Origin of the sequence: Gramella sp. Hel_I_59, assembly GCF_006714895.1 — a bacterium.
Classification (GTDB): domain Bacteria; phylum Bacteroidota; class Bacteroidia; order Flavobacteriales; family Flavobacteriaceae; genus Christiangramia.
In genome coordinates, this window is sequence record NZ_VFME01000001.1 from 1,390,782 (window position 1) to 1,409,807 (window position 19,026).

Consider the following 19,026-nt stretch of genomic DNA (forward strand, 5'->3'; position numbering starts at 1 on the left):
TACTTCTAAACAGACTTAAGACTTCAATATGAAAAAACTACTTATTCTGATGTCAGTATTCCTGATTGTCGCTTGTTCTGAAGATTCAGATCCTAGAATTCTTGATCAGGAAGTTCTAAAGGAGAAACCTGAAGTGGTTGAAGAAGCTACTGAGGAAGAAACTGAAGCCGAAGCCGAAAGCGACGATAAGGAAGAAGACTCAGATACCGAAATTGAAGTAGAACTTCCTCAAGTTTGGAAATTATTTAAAATGAGCTGTAGTAATACCGAGGAGTGTACAAAAGAAGGAGATGAAATGGATTTCCAGGATACTTATACCTTCAGGGAAGATAAAACGGTTGAAAAGATCAGGATCAGGCAGAATGATACGATAAAGGTAGAAGGAACTTTTAAAGTAACTAAATCGTATTATGATACCCCAGCTTATACACTGCAATATGATGGAGAACCAACTATGGATGATATTGAGATCTATTCAACTTGTATGAGTAGAAAAGAATATCTTTATATGATTCAGGATGACGAAAATATCCTGATAAATACTGTGGATGATTGTGGTGGACCTAGGATGTTCTATAGCAGGGAAGATCAATAAAATCAATGAACTACGACAATAAATAAAAAAGCCGTGTAGAAATACACGGCTTTTTTTAGTCCCGATATATCTGGAATTTAATACGTTCTTTTAATCAAGTCATCAATTTTTGCTGCAATTTCTTCATGAACCTCCTCCTGGAGAAAATGTCTTGATGAAAGCAAATGAGTTTCCTGAGTATCGGTTAATTCCTCCAGTTCTTTGCTGAAATGTTCGTAGGTTAGTGCCGGATCATCCTCACCCCATACTGCCTGAATTGGATAGTCTACATTTTTTAAAGCAGTCTGTACTAAATTCTGAAATTCTTCAGTTTGGTTGAAATTTCTCATGAGCTTCAGAAAAGCTTTACCATCATCTTCTCTCTTTAGTAGATCAACGTAGGCTTTAATTTCCGCAGAAGTCGAGCAGGAAGAATCGTTTACTCCCATTTGAGAAAACATAATTGGCCAGGTAGCGTGAGTAATCGAAATTAACTCAGCCTCACCCAGGACTTTTTTCTCGAATGGTCGCATCACCAGTGGCTTCTTGAAATTCTGAATATCTATCATCGTATTCAGTATTGTAATCGATTGTACCTTTTCAAGATTTTTAGCAGCTAGCGCAAACCCAACTGGACCACCAATGTCATGAACTACTAAATGAAACTTTTCAATTTTTAATTCTTTTAAACAGTCTGTAAGGAAGTCGGCAAAATTATTGAATTCATAATCAAAATCTTCTGGCCTGTCGGTTAAGCCAAGCCCGGGAAGATCCACAGAGACACCACGACGACCTTTTTCAGCTAGTGAATCTATAACTTTTCTATATAGAAAGGAGGAAGTAGGCACTCCGTGAACACAAAAAACCACTTCACCACTTCCTCTGTCCAGAGCGAATGTGTTGATACCGTTAATGTCAAAATATTTCCCTTCTCGTTCGTGATTTTTGATCACGTCTTCAATTTCCTTACCCATAATCTTTATTATTTGAATAATTATAAAGCTACGATCTTAGAAATAAGTCTATCGAAAGCACATCTTAAAGTGTGCTTAAAGAAAACAAAAAAGCCGCGAATGAATCGCGGCTTATATAATAATAGATAGATCTCACTATCGTAGTTTCGGATATTTATTCGGATTCGTTTCGTGCATGATCGCATACACTTTTTCGAAAATATCTTCCGCAGATGGTTTAGAGAAATAATCACCGTCTGTACCATAAGCTGGCCTATGTTCTTTAGCGCTTAATGTTTGCGGTTTACTGTCCAGGTATCTGTATGCATTCTGTTCATCAAGAACTTTCTGCAGGATATAGGCTGAAGCTCCTCCAGGAACATCTTCATCGATTACCAGTAGTCGGTTTGTTTTCTGAACACTTTTTACAATGTCATGGTTAATATCAAAAGGTAATAAAGACTGAACATCTATCACCTCGGCATCAATATCAACCTGAGCCAATTCCTTTGCTACTTCTTCAACGATTCGTAATGTAGAACCGTAAGAAACAAGAGTAATATCTGTACCTTCCTTCAAAGTTTCAGTAACTCCAATAGGCGTTTTAATATCCTTTAGGTTCGTAGGTAGCTTTTCTTTAAGTCTATATCCGTTTAGGCATTCAATAACTAATGCTGGAGTATCTAATGCAAGCAAGTGATTGTAGAAACCAGCAGCTTTCGTCATGTTTCTAGGAACAAGAACGTACATTCCTCTTACAAGATTAAGAATACCGGCCATTTGCGAACCACTATGCCAAATACCTTCCAGGCGATGTCCCCTAGTCCTAACTATTAGTGGTGCCTTTTGCATTCCTTTAGTTCTGTAGTGTAAAGTTGCAAGATCATCACTCATTCCCTGAAGACAATACATTACATAGTCAAGATACTGGATCTCTGCAATTGGACGGAGTCCTCTCATTGCCATTCCAATTCCCTGTCCAAGAATAGTTGCTTCTCTAATCCCGGCATCAGAAACTCTGAATTTCCCATATTTATTCTGAAGTCCTTCAAGACCCTGGTTTACGTCACCAATTTCACCTGCATCTTCACCAAATATCAAAGCATTTGCATGATTTTCAAAGATCTGATCGAAATTGTCTCTCAGGATAATCCGAGCATCCACTTCATCTGCTTCCTCATTATATTCAGGCAATACTTCTGTTAACGTATTTTCTTCGATATATAAATGTGAGCTATATTCACCTTTATTTTCTTCTCCAAATTCACTCAACCAATTAAGTAATTCATCTTTTTCAGCAGAAGATTCACCGATTGTATATCTCAAGGTTTGTCTTGCAGCAGAAATAAGATCTTTCTTCAAAGGTTCTCTGTCATTCGCAATATTCTCTTTGAGAGAATTGATAAAGTTCCCGTTAGAACTATTGCCAGCTACCTTACCAAGAAGTTCTACAACTTGCTTCTTTCTCGCCAGAGTTGGTTTTAAGTAATTGTTCCAGGCATTGCTTTTAGCTGTTCTTACCTGTTTTTTGATCTCTTTCTCCATGACCTCAAGATCTTCAGCATTGGAGAAATTATTTTCTATAATCCACTCACGGAACTTCACATTACAATCATGTTCCTTCTCCCAGTTCAATCGGTCTTCAGATTTATATCTCTCGTGAGATCCAGAAGTCGAGTGACCCTGGGGCTGTGTCAATTGCTGAACATGGATGAGAACCGGGCAATGCTCTGCACGTGCAATAGACGATGCTTTTTCATAGGCATCTACCAAAGCTGGATAATTCCAGCCTTCTACCACAATGATCTCATAACCATCATGTTCCTCATCACGCTGAAAGCCTTTAAGGATTTCAGATATATTTTCTTTTGTAGTTTGATGCCTGGCGTGTACAGAAATTCCATACTCGTCATCCCAGACACTCATCACCATTGGTACCTGCAAAACACCGGCAGCATTAATGGTTTCCCAGAAATGACCTTCACTTGTACTGGCATTCCCAATGGTTCCCCATGCTACTTCGTTTCCATTATCTGTAAATTTCTCAGCAGAAATTCCATCAACATTTCTATAGATCTTGGATGCTTGAGCAAGACCAAGTAGTCTCGGCATTTGCCCGGCAGTAGGAGAAATATCTGAACTGGAATTCTTTTGTTCCATCAAGTTTTTCCATTCTCCATTCGCATCGAGGCTATGCGTCATAAAATGACCACCCATCTGTCTTCCGGCAGACATTGGTTCATTTTCCAGATTCGTATCAGCATATAAACCGGCAAACAACTGCTCCGGAGTAAGAGCGCCTATAGCCATCATAAAAGTTTGATCGCGGTAGTAACCCGATCTAAAATCACCATTCTTGAAAGCTTTGGCCATCGCCAGTTGAGGTACTTCCTTTCCATCTCCAAATATTCCGAACTTCGCCTTACCGGTAAGTACTTCCCGTCTACCTAAAAGACTACACTCTCTGCTGGTGACAGCAATTTTGTAATCTTCAATTACCTGAGACTTGAATTCATCAAAAGAAATAGAATTTTCAGTTTGTGTTTCGCTTTGCATGAACATTATTTTGAATAGTAGCAAATGTAGCGAAAATCAAAATTATACACAATTCAAATTTTGACCACAAAACTGATAATAATTCAATTTTAACCTTTATTTATTATTTATTTCAGAAATAATAGGCGTGAGATCTAGAATTCGTTGTTAAATACGAAATTGTTCTGAGTATAACGTAAGGGAATATATTTAATACCAGCGTCTTGTAAATAGCTTTATAATTGTGCCAATATCAAGGGAGACGATGAACCTGATCTTTTCATCGTAATTTTCCTGAGCTACTTCCCAGCCAAGATTCGAGTAAACGGGAAGAAACAGTTCAAAATAATCCTGAACCAGACTCATACGTATACCGGAATCGTAAAGTAATTTCCCATTCTCATGCCTATTCTTTACAATGCCCACATCACCATAAGCGTAGATCCATTTCCAGATATTGGTACTTGCGTTCATAGTGGTAATCCATTCATTAGCATATTCCGGTTGGAGTTGAGATTTGAAGCCACCTTCCGCAACAATGATCTGTTGGCTGAACAACCCGCTTCCCTGACTTCTTCCGTAGTAATTATAGTCAAAAAGATAATCTGTAGGACGATCCAGCGCAAAACTGAAGTAATCATTATTACGGGCATCATTGTATAAGAATGTTCCTCCAAAGAATCTTAAATTGATTTGCCTGTTATTGGTGAACAATTTTCTATACTCTGCTGTGACCGCTATTTTACTGAACTTATCTGATAGCTGGTAATCGAAAGATGCAGTTAGATGCTTTAGAAAGTTAGGATTGCTATAGCTGTATTTTACATTCAGGACATTATAATCTGGCTGAAGGAGTGGATCCTCAGGATTTTGATCCCGATGAACATTAATGTTTCTAATCAATAAACGCTGACTTTCATTACTCCTTAAATATGAGTTTCTGAAAGCGAAAACCAGGAAGGGACTGTACTTCTGGTAGAATAGATCATATCCATAAGAATACCGTGAACCACCAATCCCATAATAGATAAGGTACAGGTCATTATTATCGAACTGATGGGCATTATAGAATGATGCCGACCCAACAACAGTTTCACTGCCAAAACCATATTTTGGAGAAAGGGAAAAGTTGAAAGTTTTGCTCAGGACTGTTTTGTTATAAAGTTTGGGTCCAATGGAAATACCATCATACAGGTTAAAATCAAATTCTGGCATAAAAAAGATCTGGTTGTACCTTGGATCTTCAATATCCTGAAGTAATCTGAATTGTATAGGCTTATTGAGGAGCGTGGTTACTCTCTTGTAATTGTTTCTTTGATTAAACTCCGGGATCTCTGCTTCATAATTTAAAGCAAGTCTTTCGATATCCATTCGGGGTATAGTAACGGTTTTGGTATCCCGAACCTTTTCGACCCAGGTCTTATAGATCGATTTTCCGTCCTTAAGTCCGTAGAGACTAATAGGCATTTCGTTCTGCCTTAAATTCTGAATTTGAACATCCAGAGAGTCATCCTCTCTTTTTGTTACCTTCTGAATCTTAAAATCAATTTTAGTATTGCTACCTACGTAATCTTCAAAAAACCATGAAATATCTTTCCCTGCATTTTTCTGAAGGATCTCTGCAAACTGATCATCGCTAGTAGATTTCAGTTTATAATTCTTATAAAATTCACCAATTGATTTCGACACCGTCGAGTCGCCTAGAAACTCTTCAAGATATTTGATCCCAACACCAGCTTTATAGGCGTTTGCGATATTCTTATTGAATTTGACCAGCGAATCCTGGCTGGTATTTAGTGGCTGATCAATATTCATCCTGGCCACGTTCATGTACAGGAACTGGTATTGATCGTTAAATTCAAGATCTGCAGCATGAAACCAGCGAATTCCAATAATGTCACTTAAGTTCCCAATAAGTTTCATTTTGGGATAGTAAGTGTCCACGTAATCGATCATTAATGAAACCAGAATAGCATCGGTCACCCATTTTTCGGTTCTTGGATTGATGAAAACTGAGTTCTGGAGATAGTAATTAGTTACAGTTTTGAATAGTTTTAGATCATATTGAAATCCGTCGGGAAATGGCCGTATAAAACCTGGTAATTGGTTCAGGCCATAAATAGGACTGTTCAGATAATCTTCCTGGGTAATAAAGATATTTTCATTGGGATAGCTTCCCAGCCGATCATCAAGAAAACTAAAAGTTCGGGAGAGCAGCTTTGTTTTGTTTTCCAGCTCAATATCTTCATCACGGATATTGGTTATTACTTTATTAGAGTTTGCAGGTAGAGATTCAAAAATATAAGTATTGGTCAGGTACATTTTGCTGTCCACGCGTTGGTCTCCGCTAAAATGAATGGTCTTAAAACCTTTTCTAGTTTGGGTGCGGGTAAGGTCTAATGCTGAAGCCGCATAATATTCAGTAGGAATATCGATAGCGATCTCAATATTGTACGGACTTACATATTGGGTACCTAGATCCTTGTGGCTATAGAGTTTCCACCCATTATCCAGTGGAGCAGGAGTCATGTACCAGTAACGCAATTTGTAATTCCCATTACCATCCCGACCAAATCGGGTGAATTTGTCATCAGGGATTTTTAAGTCGTATTGTAGATTTAAGGTGATAGAATCTCCGGAGGCCAATGGTTCTGGGAGAAATACTCGTACGAGGTCTTCAATATTGCCGGGACGATCCCATTCCAGGGAGGATCCTTCAGCAGAATTAATAGAATCAATGGTGGTATGACCACGTTCTTCCTGCCTGGCAAAATGAAATCGGCGTGCAAAATCTTCAGCAAACCTCTTCGCCAGCGGAGAAGTCTTGGAACTAAATGCATTGTTCCAGTCATTCAGGTAAATACTTACCAGTTCCCTCTCTTCAGTATTAATAAAGGTAATTTGCTGGTCGACTTTAATAGTATGAAGACTGTCAACCAGGCGGGCATTCACCTTTATGGCATTTTGTGCAGAAAGCCATAACGGGAATAGTAAGACTAGAAAGAAACACTGAAGGTATTTCAACGAAATTTAAGTTTAGTGCTGATAAAAATCAGATCTAAATATAAACAAAGTTTGATACCTTCAGCAGTTGAAAATATTAGAAATTCGGGCTTAAGTTATATTCATCATAGAATTTATCCAGAATGTCTATTACTTCGTCTTCAGTATCTACAACCTGCACCAGATCAATATCTGCAGGACTAATATTTTGAAAACTATCAAGAAGGGTAGTTTTAATCCATTCAACAAGGCCTCCCCAGAATTCTGTTCCTACAAGAATAATCGGAAACTTATCGATCTTATGTGTTTGAATTAGAGTAATCGCCTCGAACAATTCGTCAAGCGTACCAAAACCACCAGGCATCACAACAAAACCCTGGGAATATTTTACGAACATTACCTTTCTAACGAAGAAATAATCAAAATCAAGACTTTTATCGTTGTCTATGTATGGATTATCATGCTGCTCAAAAGGAAGATCGATATTAAGTCCAACAGATGTACCGCCGGCAAGGTGAGCTCCTTTGTTACCAGCCTCCATAATCCCGGGACCACCACCAGTGATCACGCCATAACCATGGTCAACAATCTTTTTCGCCACTTTTTCGGCCAGTCCGTAATATTTCATATCGGGTTTAGTTCGTGCAGATCCAAAAATAGAAACACAAGGTCCAATCTGGCTTAGTTTCTCGTATCCATTCACGAATTCACCCATTATCTTAAAAATCGCCCAGGAATCATTCGTTCTTATCTCGTTCCAGGCTTTATTGCTATTTGCTGCTTTCATATGGTTGGTTTAACTCATTTCCTTCTTCAGGAAGCGAGCAGTGTAACTTTTAGTGTTTTTAATTATTTGTTCAGGGGTGCCGATTGCGACAACTTCACCGCCACCTTTACCGCCTTCGTATCCTATATCGATGATATGATCTGCCATTTTAATCACATCCATATTGTGTTCTATAATAAGGACAGTATTTCCTTTATCGGTTAGCGAATTTAAGACATCCATTAGAACCCTGATATCTTCGAAATGTAAACCGGTAGTTGGCTCGTCCAAGATATAAAAAGTATTCCCGGTATCTCTTTTGGAAAGTTCAGTCGCCAGTTTAATTCTCTGGGCTTCCCCTCCAGAAAGTGTTGTGGATTGTTGTCCTAGACTAATATATCCCAGTCCAACATCTTGAATCGTCTTTAGTTTTCTGTAGATTTTCGGAATGTTCTCAAAGAAAGGAGTAGCCTCATTGATGGTCATTTCCAGCACATCTGCGATAGATTTTCCCTTATATCGAATCTCCAGAGTCTCACGATTAAATCGTTTCCCCTGGCATGTTTCGCATTCTACGTAAACATCTGGCAGGAAATTCATTTCGATCACACGAAGTCCGCCACCTTTACAAGTTTCACATCTTCCGCCTTTTACATTGAAACTGAATCTTCCTGGTTTATAACCACGAATTAGTGATTCGGGTGTTTTGGCAAAAAGATTTCGCACTTCAGAAAATACGCCGGTATATGTAGCGGGATTAGAACGCGGGGTTCGTCCAATAGGACTTTGGTTAATATCAATTACCTTATCTATATGATCCAGTCCTTTAATAGTTTTGTAAGGTTTAGGAACCTTAACTCCATTAAAATAATGAGCATTCATAATAGGGTAGAGGGTCTCATTGATCAAAGTGGATTTACCACTTCCCGAAACACCAGTTACCGCGATCATCTTTCCTAACGGAATCTTGATACTCACATTCTTCAGGTTATTTCCTGTCGCACCTTTTAATTCGATCGACTTCCCGTTACCTTTTCGTCTTTTCTGCGGAATGGCGATGGCCTTTTTACCACTCAAATAATCTGCGGTTAACGTAGAATGATTCAGCAGTTCTGAAGGAGGACCTTCGCTAATGATCTCACCACCGAATTTCCCGGCACGTGGTCCAATATCGATCACGTGATCTGCCCTTTCGATCATATCCTTGTCATGCTCCACAACGATCACAGTATTCCCGATATCTCTCAAAGATTCCAGAGAATTGATCAGCTTTTCGTTATCGCGTTGATGCAGTCCAATACTTGGTTCATCAAGAATGTACAAAACACCTACCAGTTGAGATCCAATCTGTGTAGCAAGTCTTATACGTTGTGCTTCCCCACCTGAAAGTGATTTGGAACCACGATTTAGATTAAGGTACGTAAGACCTACATCTACCAGAAAGGCGATACGGGCGCGTATTTCTTTTACGACTTCTTCACCAATCTGTAATTGTTTTGCTGAAAGCTTCGCTTCGATATTTTCGAACCAGTCAGCAAGGTCTGAAATATCAAGATTAGCAAGTTCTGCAATATTTTTATCATTTATTCTGAAGTATAATGCTTCCTTTTTTAATCTGGTACCTTCACATTCGGGGCAATCTACCTTGTCCATGTATTCTTTTGCCCATCTGCGTAAAGAAGTAGAATCGTTGTTCTTAAAGGTTGTTTCAATAAAGCTTGCGACACCTTCAAAATCGATCTTAAAATCCCGGGTGATTCCTAAAGCCTTGGATTCCTTGGAGAATTTTTCTTTTCCTCCATATAGAATCATATCCAATGCTTCCTTCGGAATCTTATTGATAGGATCATTCAGACTGAAATCAAAGCGTTCAGCTATAAGTTCAAGTTGAGAAAATACCCAGTTCTTTTTTTGAGGCCCGTGAGGTTCCAGACCTCCGTTTTTAATGGATTTCTTAGGCTCCGGAATAATCTTGTCAATATTCACCTGATACAAAGTACCTATCCCATTACAATTAGGACAGGCTCCTTTAGGCGAATTGAAAGAAAAACTATTAGGCTCTGGATTAGGGTAACTTATTCCAGTAGTAGGACACATAAGATTCCTGCTAAAGTATCGAACTTCACCACTATCCTGATCGAGGATCATAAGAGTATCCTCACCATGATACATAGCAGTTTTGATACTTTCATCAAGTCTTTTATCTGCTTCAGGCTTTTTTTCAATTTTCAGGCGGTCTACAACGATCTCAATATCATGAGTCTTGTATCGATCCAGCTTCATGCCTTTTTCAATATCCACCACTTTCTCATCTGCCCGAACTTTTATAAATCCCTGCTTGGCAATGGATTCGAACAATTCGCGGTAGTGACCTTTTCTACTTCTTATTACTGGTGCAAGAATATTTACCTTTTTACCCTTAAAATCCTGCAAGATGAGTTCTTTGATCTGGGAGTCTGTATAGCTCACCATTTTCTCACCAGTCTTGTAACTGTAGGCTTCTCCGGCTCTGGCAAACAATAATCTCAAAAAATCATAGATCTCTGTGATCGTTCCTACAGTACTTCTAGGGTTTTTACTGGTTGTTTTCTGTTCTATGGCGATCACTGGAGAGAGACCTTCAATTTTATCCACATCTGGACGTTCCAGGCTTCCTAAGAACTGGCGGGCATATGCAGAAAAAGTTTCAATATATCTACGCTGTCCTTCAGCATAGATAGTATCAAATGCGAGTGAAGATTTACCAGATCCCGAGAGACCGGTAATCACAACCAGCTGTTCCCTGGGTATGGAAACATCTATATTCTTAAGATTGTGAACTCTAGCTCCTAATACTTCGATACTGTCTTCAAATTTCGCCATACATTTTTTCAAGATGGCAAAGTTACTTATTGTAGCGCTATTAAGAAAGCCGAAGTCAAAGTACTGTTGTTAAGATACCTGTAATTTATTTGTAAGAAGGAATCAGAGCTAAACTTGTTAAGCGAATCATAAATTAAGACTGATTTTGACTTTCCATTCGTTTAACGGAGTTAATGTCGTTAATAAAATCTTAATTGCCTACAATCTAAATTATTGATTGTCAGAGTAATATTACTATAAAAATTTTATCTCTGGATTTACAGCTACTATATTTGAGTATCCCTAAAAATGTTCCCGATCTGTTCATGATCATTTAGAAGTGTAACTGTAACCCTACTCAGTTGCAATTGGAGCTTGTTTATATTTATTTAATGTTTGAGAGAAAATGCAGAAGAAACAATTACTTATTGTAAGTAAGAATGAATTGCTTATCCAGGAACTTGTTCAGGGTTTGAGCACTATGTTTGATGTTTCCATAGAAGGATCCATCCATGTAGCTTATCACAGGGTTCTTAACTTATTACCAGATACGATCGTTTTTGACAAAACTTCCTATCGTAAACCTTCAGATTTTAAGAATCTGAAAAACTTTAAAGCAACCCACTTTCTAAAAAGAGCACATCTTGCAATCTATGGAAGTCCGTTGGAAATTAAGATGATGGCAAAACGATACAAAGATCTTGTAGATGAGTATCATTCTACTGCCACAGGTTTAGAGCAATTGGTTTCTAGAATCGCTCGCACTGCAGAGCAACACAAACTTAATTACTGGCATGAATGCTTTATGGGACTTTTTCACTTAATGAATCAACCCGTGCTGCTTCTAGAGAAAGACCAGATAGTTAATATGAACGATGTCGCAAGAAATACATTCAGGACCAGTGAGGAAATGCTGGATATTACAGATATAGTGAGACCGGATACTAAAAATACCATACGGGAATGCTTACGCAAATTTGCAAAAGGTAAGCATATGCATGCTACAACTGAAACTACTCTCAGGATCACCAGTCAGAAGCTTAGAAATGCACGCATTACGCTTTCAAAACTGACTCCGAAAATTCAGGATACCTATATAATGCTAATCGATTTTATGGGTGATGAATATAGCCTTCGTGGGAACGTGGGTTCTACGGCTACGGAAGTTGAAAATTCTCTGTCGATGGCAAAATGTATGGAAGAGGAGAATTTCACGAGAAGAGAAAAAGAGATCATTACACTTTTATGTAAGGGCTATAAGACTAAGGAGATTTCAGAAGCACTATTTATAAGTCCGAAAACAATAGAGAAGCACAGATCGAGTATTATAAAAAGAACAAATTCAGATACGATCCTTGAAAGCATTATTTACGCTATCAATCACAACCTGGTTGAAATGCCTAAATCTTAAAGCATTGTTAAACAGGTATTTTAAGATCTATAATAGGGGATTTCCCCTATAAAATTGAGAGATACAATGACATATATTTACCTAGATTTCTAAAAGAGGTTGCCCCCATCTTCACAAAATCTTTCCTACACTAAGATCGCCCCCGATCCTTACTTAATAAATTGAAAAGAATCATCTCATTTGAGATAACAAATATTATTTATTAACCATTCGAAAATTTATTAACCAAAACTCTGTAATTATGAAGTAGATAGTCACTCCCACCTGGTTCCATCTGAACCGGAAAACTCGTAAGATTAGATCTTAAGAACCTTTATCCACGAACATATATCGTTCCCTGGACCAGACATTTATTAACCATTCTAAAAATTTTAACCAAAACTTTTTAATCATGAAAAAATTTAATTTATACCTCGCTATTTTCTCGATGTGTGCTTTGGTGCTCACCGGGTGTAGCAAAGATGAAAACGAAAAAATAAATCCAGGCGAAGATTCAGCATTTGTTGAGATCACTTTTGGAGCATCACTTGACGAACTCGTAAACCGGGCCGTACAGGTTAATAAGGATCATTTTAACCAAGTTCCAACCTGTTCAGATGCTACACCTACTGTAGCAAGAATCGAATTTTCCTATGGAGGGCAGAATTATTCGACAGATGTAGATATTTTGTTTGATGGAACTGCATACTTTACAGATTACTCTGAAGCACTAAAGATCCCAGTAGCAAATAATGGTACGACTACCGTTACTTTAACTGGTTTTATGGTGTATGATGGAGATCCTACTACAGATGGTGATATTATCTGGATCGCACCTAAATCTTCTGAAGAAGGTCAGTTTGATGGGTATGTAGATAATCCTCTACCATTTGATTTTGATGTTAGAGATGGTACAAAACCATACATTGATATTGAAGTTTTGTGTTATGATAGACGTATGGTAAATGAATATGGATATGTATTCTTTGAACTTGAAAATACTGAACTAATCAACTTCTGTATTTTTGGAAACTTCTGTCCACCATCTGGTAGACACTACCTTGCTTCTTATAGCGTAAATGTATGGACAGTAGATGAAAACGGTAATAATCTTGTAGATCTTTATGATGGTGGAATAGAAAATATGATCGTTGAAGAAGACGGACAGTATTCTGCAGACCCATTATGTATCGTATTACCAGATAGATTAGACGAGACCGATAGATATCGTATTGAAATTAGAATTCAAGATGGTCCTGATTATGACGCTAATGAAGGTGAATTAATTAGAACTGCAATTCTTACAGATCTAGAGATTAGAACATTTTTTGATGGCGATGATAACCTGGAATACTACCACTTCTTTGAAGGTTGTGGAGAGTCTGATGATCCACAAATCTTTGATGATCCTCGTGACGATACCATGGTTTATAAGACTTGTGCTAAAGAATTAAATGATTCTGGTGTTATAGCCTTGGCTTCTGTTGCAAAAACAGGAAATAAATTTGATGTAACCGTACTTGCTACTAATACTACTGCAGGAATGAGTCATCTACAGCATATTCATGGATTTGCTCCTGTACAGGGAGTTCAACAGGATGCAACCTGTCCAACTATGGACGCTGCTGGTGCTGACGGAATTCTAACCCTAGCAGAAGGCGTTCCTTTCTATGGACCTGTCCAACTAGGTCTGTCTGTTTCTGGAGATGAATTCCCGGTTGCCGATGCAAATGGAAATTATATCTACGAAAGAGTTTTCACACTTTCAGCGGAAGAAATGGAAAATCTTACATCTCTTGATAAGAATGTGATTGTAATTCATGGTCTTGATGGCAATGCTACTTTACCAGTAGCATGTGGAGAACTTACTTTAGTTCAATAGTATCAAAGGGACACTTATTCAAAGTGTCCCTTTTTTTAAATCAACTTAAAACACAACATAAATGAAACATTTTAAAATTTGCTTGGGATTATTAGCAATGTTAGCGTTGCTGGTAATGTCATGTAGCCAGGAAGATCAATCTTCCTCTGAAACGGGCACAGATGTTCAGTCTGTAGACTTACAATTTGGAGCATTATTAAATGACCTGGCAAACCGGGCCATGAGCGTAAATAAGGATCATTTTAACCAAATTCCTGATTGTTCAGATGCACTTCCAGCGGTAGCTAGTATAGCTTTTAGCTATGGCGGAAATGACTATGATGTAGATGTGGACATTCTGAATGACGGATCAGATTTTTATACAGCATATTCAGAAGATCTAAAAATACCAGTAGCTAATAATAGCTCTGTAACCGTGACCTTAAATGGTTTTCGTGTTTATGACGGTGATCCAGATGATGATGGTGAGCTAATTTGGGTAGCTCCAATTGAAGCTACACCCGGACAGTTTGATGGATATGTAGATAACCCTTTGCCTTTCACTTTTGAAGTTCGTGACGGTACGAAACCTTATATCGACATTGAAGTTTTATGTTTCGATCGCAGAATGGTCAACGAATATGGTTATCCTTTCTTTGATCTGGTACCTGGAAAACTGTATCCTCTGTGCTTTTTTGCAAACTATTGCCCTAGCGTAAATGGTAGACATTATGTAGGTAACTATAGCGTAGATCTTTATTATGATAATGGTGAAGAGCGTATTAAACTTTATTCTACAGCACAAACGCCAACAACTGGTGAAACTAATGGAGAATACTTTGCAGATCCTCTTTGTTTAGTAGTACCAGAATCTCCTTTTGAAGATCCTACTACTGAATATCTTTTCTATACAGTTACTCCTTTAGACTGGGCAGATTCTTATGGTGATATAGACAATACACCACTAGCAGAAGTTGGTCTAAACTGGAATGATGTTGACGAATTATTAAGCGCCGATGGCGAATCTGTAGACTATATACACCTATTTATAGGTTGCGAGCCACCAATAGGAGATTGTCCTGGTGTACCAACAGAAGGAGATATGGATGGAGATTGCGTGCCAGATGTTGATGACGAATGTCCAGAAGTTCCAGGTACTGCTGAAAATTTTGGTTGTCCAGATGATGAATGTCCTGGAGAGGATTTAGATGGTGATGGATTGTTCGGAGACTGTGATCAGTGTCCTAACGATGCTGGAACAGCTGATAATTTTGGTTGCCCAGTAGATGATTGTACCACTGATACTGATAATGATGGTGTAGTAGATTGTGAAGATGAATGTCCAGATACTCAGGGTCCAGCAGATAATGATGGTTGTCCAGAAGATAATGGAGGTGATACTTGTGAAACAGCATTTATGTTTGGTGATACACAGATCAATGACATTTCAAATGGTAATCGTTGGGGATGGGCCGAAAATTTCGATACCACTATCGATGGCAACAGTAAAACTTTCAATTTCTGGGCTGGAGCTGGTCAAAATGATACTAGCAAAGGAGAACTTGTAGGTACTGTCACAATTACTGTCGATGGAGACGAGGTGAATTTTGATATCGATCTTGAGTCAGGAGTTAGTTTGGATGATCTTCACGTTTACTTAAGCGAAGATAACCCTGGAAATACAGCAAAAAGTCCAGGTCAGTATAACAGAAATGATGAGGTAAGTACAGGTAATTTAGATTTCACTCTAGACCGTACCAGTGACGATTCCAGTTTTTGGATAATCGTTCACGGAGTAGCTTGTTATTAGATAAAAAATTGTTCCATCTTGGAGAAACTTTAATTAACTCCAGGATGGAATATTTTGAATAAAATATTAACCAAATATATAAATGATGAAATTTATTAATAAATATATAGCATTGGTAGCCGTGTTCGCTATGATGTTTACATCCTGTAGTAAGGATGAAAGTTCTGAGGGACTAGATGACGCAGAACTTCAGGCAGTGGAAATTACGTTTGGAGCTTCGCTTAATGATCTGGTAGATCGAGCGGCTCAAAGCATAAGCAAGGATCATTTCAATACAATTCCTGATTGTTCTGATGCTGAACCAGCTGTAGCAAGAATAGATTTTAGCTACGGTGGAAACAGTTACCAGACAGATGTATCAATTCTAAAGGATGCAAATGGATATTTTACCGACTATTCCGAAGATCTTAAAATATTAGTTCCTAACAATGGACAGGTGACAATTAGCCTGGACGGTTTTATGGTCTATGATGGTGATCCGGATACTACCGGAAACTTGATCTGGGTAGCTCCAAAAGAGTCTGATGGTGATTTCGATGGTTATGTAGACCAGGCACTGCCTTTCGATTTTACTGTTGAAGATGGTACTAAACCATACATTGATGTAGAAGTTCTCTGTTTTGATCGCCGTATGGTAAACGAATATGGATACGTATTTTTTGATATTCTTCCAGAAGTTATATATCCATTATGTCTATTTGTAAACTACTGTGACGAAGATGGCAGACATTATGTAGCTGATTATAGTATTGATCTGTACTTTGGAGAGGATGCGTCTGGTATTCAACTTTATGATCATACCGAAAGTTCAGCTATGGCTTCAACTGGAGATTACGGAGATGGTCAGTATTACGCAGATCCACTTTGTCTTGTAGTTCCAGGTCCACCTGCTAATCTTGGTGACAACGAACCTTACTTATTTATGGTGCTGTACCCGCAAGATTGGGATGGTACTGGTGACATTGATAACTCACCAATACAGGGAATAACTTTATCATGGAACATGGTTAAGTCATTACTCAATGGAGATGGAACAACAAATGAATATTATCACCTGCTTATTGGTGAATGTGAAGGTGCCTTGACCGGAGATGGTACTGGTGGAAATGGTGGTGGAACAGGAGACACAGATCTTGACAACGATGGTGTTGACAATGATGTGGATCAATGTCCTAATACACCAGCCGGGGCTACTGTAAATGCAGTTGGATGTCCAGATTCAGACGGAGATGGAGTTTATGACAATGATGATCTATGTGAAGAAACTCCAACTGGTACTACAGTAGATGAAGACGGTTGTCCCGTAGATGTAGGAGGAACTGATTGTGGAACTGCAACCTGGGGACGTGATGATCTCGTAGAAGGTTTTGGTCTTGTAATCGTTTCAGATTTTGCTTTTCCTGTAAGGATTTTTGCTGAAGCCTCTACTTTAGATGGTTTAAATGAAAACCTGGAAATTGGCTCAATTCAGTTGAGTACAGTTGAAGGAGGAATTGGAGTAGCTATTAATTTAGAAGACGGAGACTATGAAGTAACGGGATACACAATTAGTGCAAGCTTAAATGCAGATGGTAGTGACCCGATAGTTGAATCTGGTTCTTCAATTGCGGCGGGCGGTTCGGCGAACGAGACACTTACAATTCCATCATTCGATGATTTATACTTGAAAATCGAATTCGATATCTGTGAAGTTTCTGTGAATTAATTCTTAAAAAGACCCGCATGATTAATTAACCGGGGGGTGACTAATTTGCGGGTTTTTTACCCACTCCTGTGGAGTGTGTGTAAGGCTGTCTGGAGAAATCCAGACAGTTTTTTTTTGTGGAGGTATTAAAAAAATATATATGTTAACGATTCTAAATCAGTTAACTGTATGAAGGAATCCACGTACATAGTAACTGGGATATGTTGCATTAATAAGGGTTTTATCAGTTAAATGATTTCCTGATAAAGCTGAAACGCGAACTGTAGAATAAATTGAAAATGACTGATTCTAAGCATTTTGTAAGAATTAGATTGTTAAAAAATTAACTAAATTATTAGTTAATTTTTATGGAATGAGAATTGCTAAACCCAGAGTGTATTATTAACTATTAAATTTTAAAAAAAGACCTACTTATGACAAAATTAAAGAGTTTACTCCTGCTATCAGCTTTTGCAATGATAAGCTGTAGCGAGGATTCAACTTCAGAACTTGCAACTGCTGAAAATGAAACCCAGATCACTTCAACAGAATCAAAAGATGATATTACCGAGATTGCATTTCCAGATTCTAAAGGAACTGCTACTGATGTTTATTATACAGGTATTAAAATGGCTGTAGAGAATGTCAACGGTAATTATATTTTTGAAGGGGATATTATGATTCCCAAGGGTAAAGCTTCTAAAAGCCCTGTAAATTTAGTTTTAGAAAAAGGAGATGAGGTATCTCAAGCTAAAAGTGTTGGTAGAACTTCAGCTTACTGGGAAGATAATACAGTGTACTACGAAATTGATTCCAGGCTAGGCAACCAGGATCGCGTATTCGATGCTATTAGCCATTGGGAAGCAAACACTAATCTCGAATTCGTGAAAAGATCTGGTCAGTCAGACTATATTTATTTCACTCCGGGATCAGGTTGTTCTTCTTATGTTGGAAAAGTTGGCGGGAAGCAGAATATTACTCTAGCCGATGCTTGTTCCACTGGTAACACCATTCATGAAATTGGACATGCCATTGGCCTTTGGCACGAACAAAGCCGAGTGGATAGAGATAAGCATATTACTATCAACTTTGAAAATATTCAAACAGGTAGAGAATACAATTTCCAGACTTACCAGGAAAATAACTTTGATGGTGATGAGTTTACAACCAATTTAGATTTTGGTTCTATCATGATGTATAGCCCATACGCATTCTCTAAAAATGGTCAACCTACGATCACTAAGACTGATGGTAACACCTATAGTGTTCAGAGATCTCAGCTGTCCAACGGTGATGTTACAGGGATTAATGCTATGTACCCTTCATCTAATGGTGGGGAAGAGAAACCAACTCAGAACTATATAAACGGAGAATACTACACTATCGAAGGTCTTACAGTTTTAAGATATTACGATCAATGGTACTATAATATGGGCTGGTACGGTTGGAAACGTGTTGAGTTGATAGAAGGTGTCTGGTATTTTGCTTAATACAAACCCACTTCAATAATTTTAGTTTACTCATCGAAAGTTCAAGAGTTTGAATTTTCGATGATTTTCCCTTGATTAATTTGAAATTGTCTGAATTAAATCCAAATCATTTTCAGACT

The 19,026-nt window shown here is 38.1% G+C and carries 11 protein-coding genes; 6 read left to right on the top strand and 5 right to left on the bottom strand.

What is annotated here, in order from left to right:
• The first annotated feature begins 28 nt into the window (after nucleotides 1–28).
• Complete coding sequence (locus tag JM79_RS06385) at nucleotides 29–595, top strand: hypothetical protein (RefSeq protein ID WP_141877348.1); 567 nt, start codon at nucleotides 29–31, stop codon at nucleotides 593–595.
• Nucleotides 596–672: 77 nt separating this feature from the next.
• On the opposite strand, the gene JM79_RS06390 is transcribed toward JM79_RS06385, so the two are convergent.
• The 5 genes from JM79_RS06390 to uvrA all read right to left on the bottom strand — a co-directional run bounded on the left by JM79_RS06390 (nucleotide 673) and on the right by uvrA (nucleotide 10,693).
• The gene (locus tag JM79_RS06390) at nucleotides 673–1,548 is read right to left on the bottom strand and encodes an alpha/beta hydrolase (RefSeq protein ID WP_141877349.1); all 876 of its coding nucleotides are present in this window, start codon (nucleotides 1,546–1,548) and stop codon (nucleotides 673–675) included.
• A 135-nt stretch (nucleotides 1,549–1,683) separates the two neighbouring features.
• A complete protein-coding gene (locus tag JM79_RS06395; protein ID WP_141877350.1) occupies nucleotides 1,684–4,083 on the bottom strand; it encodes an alpha-ketoacid dehydrogenase subunit alpha/beta in 2,400 nt (799 codons plus the stop codon).
• Between the two features lie 189 nt (nucleotides 4,084–4,272).
• Entirely contained in the window at nucleotides 4,273–7,086 is a 2,814-nt protein-coding gene (locus tag JM79_RS06400) for a metalloprotease (RefSeq protein WP_260443390.1), read from the bottom strand.
• A gap of 76 nt (nucleotides 7,087–7,162) precedes the next feature.
• Nucleotides 7,163–7,852: a TIGR00730 family Rossman fold protein gene (locus JM79_RS06405; protein WP_026915679.1), complete on the bottom strand. Its 690-nt coding sequence runs from the start codon at nucleotides 7,850–7,852 to the stop codon at nucleotides 7,163–7,165.
• Nucleotides 7,853–7,861: 9 nt separating this feature from the next.
• On the bottom strand, nucleotides 7,862–10,693 hold the full coding sequence (gene uvrA / locus JM79_RS06410; protein WP_141877352.1) for an excinuclease ABC subunit UvrA: 2,832 nt from the start codon (nucleotides 10,691–10,693) through the stop codon (nucleotides 7,862–7,864).
• 385 nt (nucleotides 10,694–11,078) lie between these two features.
• On the opposite strand from uvrA, the gene JM79_RS06415 reads away from it, so the two are divergent.
• The 5 genes from JM79_RS06415 to JM79_RS06435 all read left to right on the top strand — a co-directional run bounded on the left by JM79_RS06415 (nucleotide 11,079) and on the right by JM79_RS06435 (nucleotide 18,907).
• Nucleotides 11,079–12,083 carry a LuxR C-terminal-related transcriptional regulator gene (locus JM79_RS06415; protein ID WP_141877353.1) on the top strand — a complete coding sequence of 335 codons (1,005 nt, stop codon included), beginning with the start codon at nucleotides 11,079–11,081 and terminating at the stop codon, nucleotides 12,081–12,083.
• Nucleotides 12,084–12,474: 391 nt separating this feature from the next.
• Nucleotides 12,475–13,944 (top strand): hypothetical protein, encoded by a 1,470-nt coding sequence (locus JM79_RS06420; RefSeq protein ID WP_141877354.1) that lies wholly within the window; start codon nucleotides 12,475–12,477, stop codon nucleotides 13,942–13,944.
• Between the two features lie 61 nt (nucleotides 13,945–14,005).
• On the top strand, nucleotides 14,006–15,733 hold the full coding sequence (locus tag JM79_RS06425; protein ID WP_141877355.1) for a hypothetical protein: 1,728 nt from the start codon (nucleotides 14,006–14,008) through the stop codon (nucleotides 15,731–15,733).
• An 82-nt stretch (nucleotides 15,734–15,815) separates the two neighbouring features.
• Entirely contained in the window at nucleotides 15,816–17,438 is a 1,623-nt protein-coding gene (locus JM79_RS06430; RefSeq protein ID WP_141877356.1) for a hypothetical protein, read from the top strand.
• Between the two features lie 413 nt (nucleotides 17,439–17,851).
• Entirely contained in the window at nucleotides 17,852–18,907 is a 1,056-nt protein-coding gene (locus JM79_RS06435; RefSeq protein ID WP_141877357.1) for a M12 family metallopeptidase, read from the top strand.
• Nucleotides 18,908–19,026 lie beyond the last annotated feature (119 nt).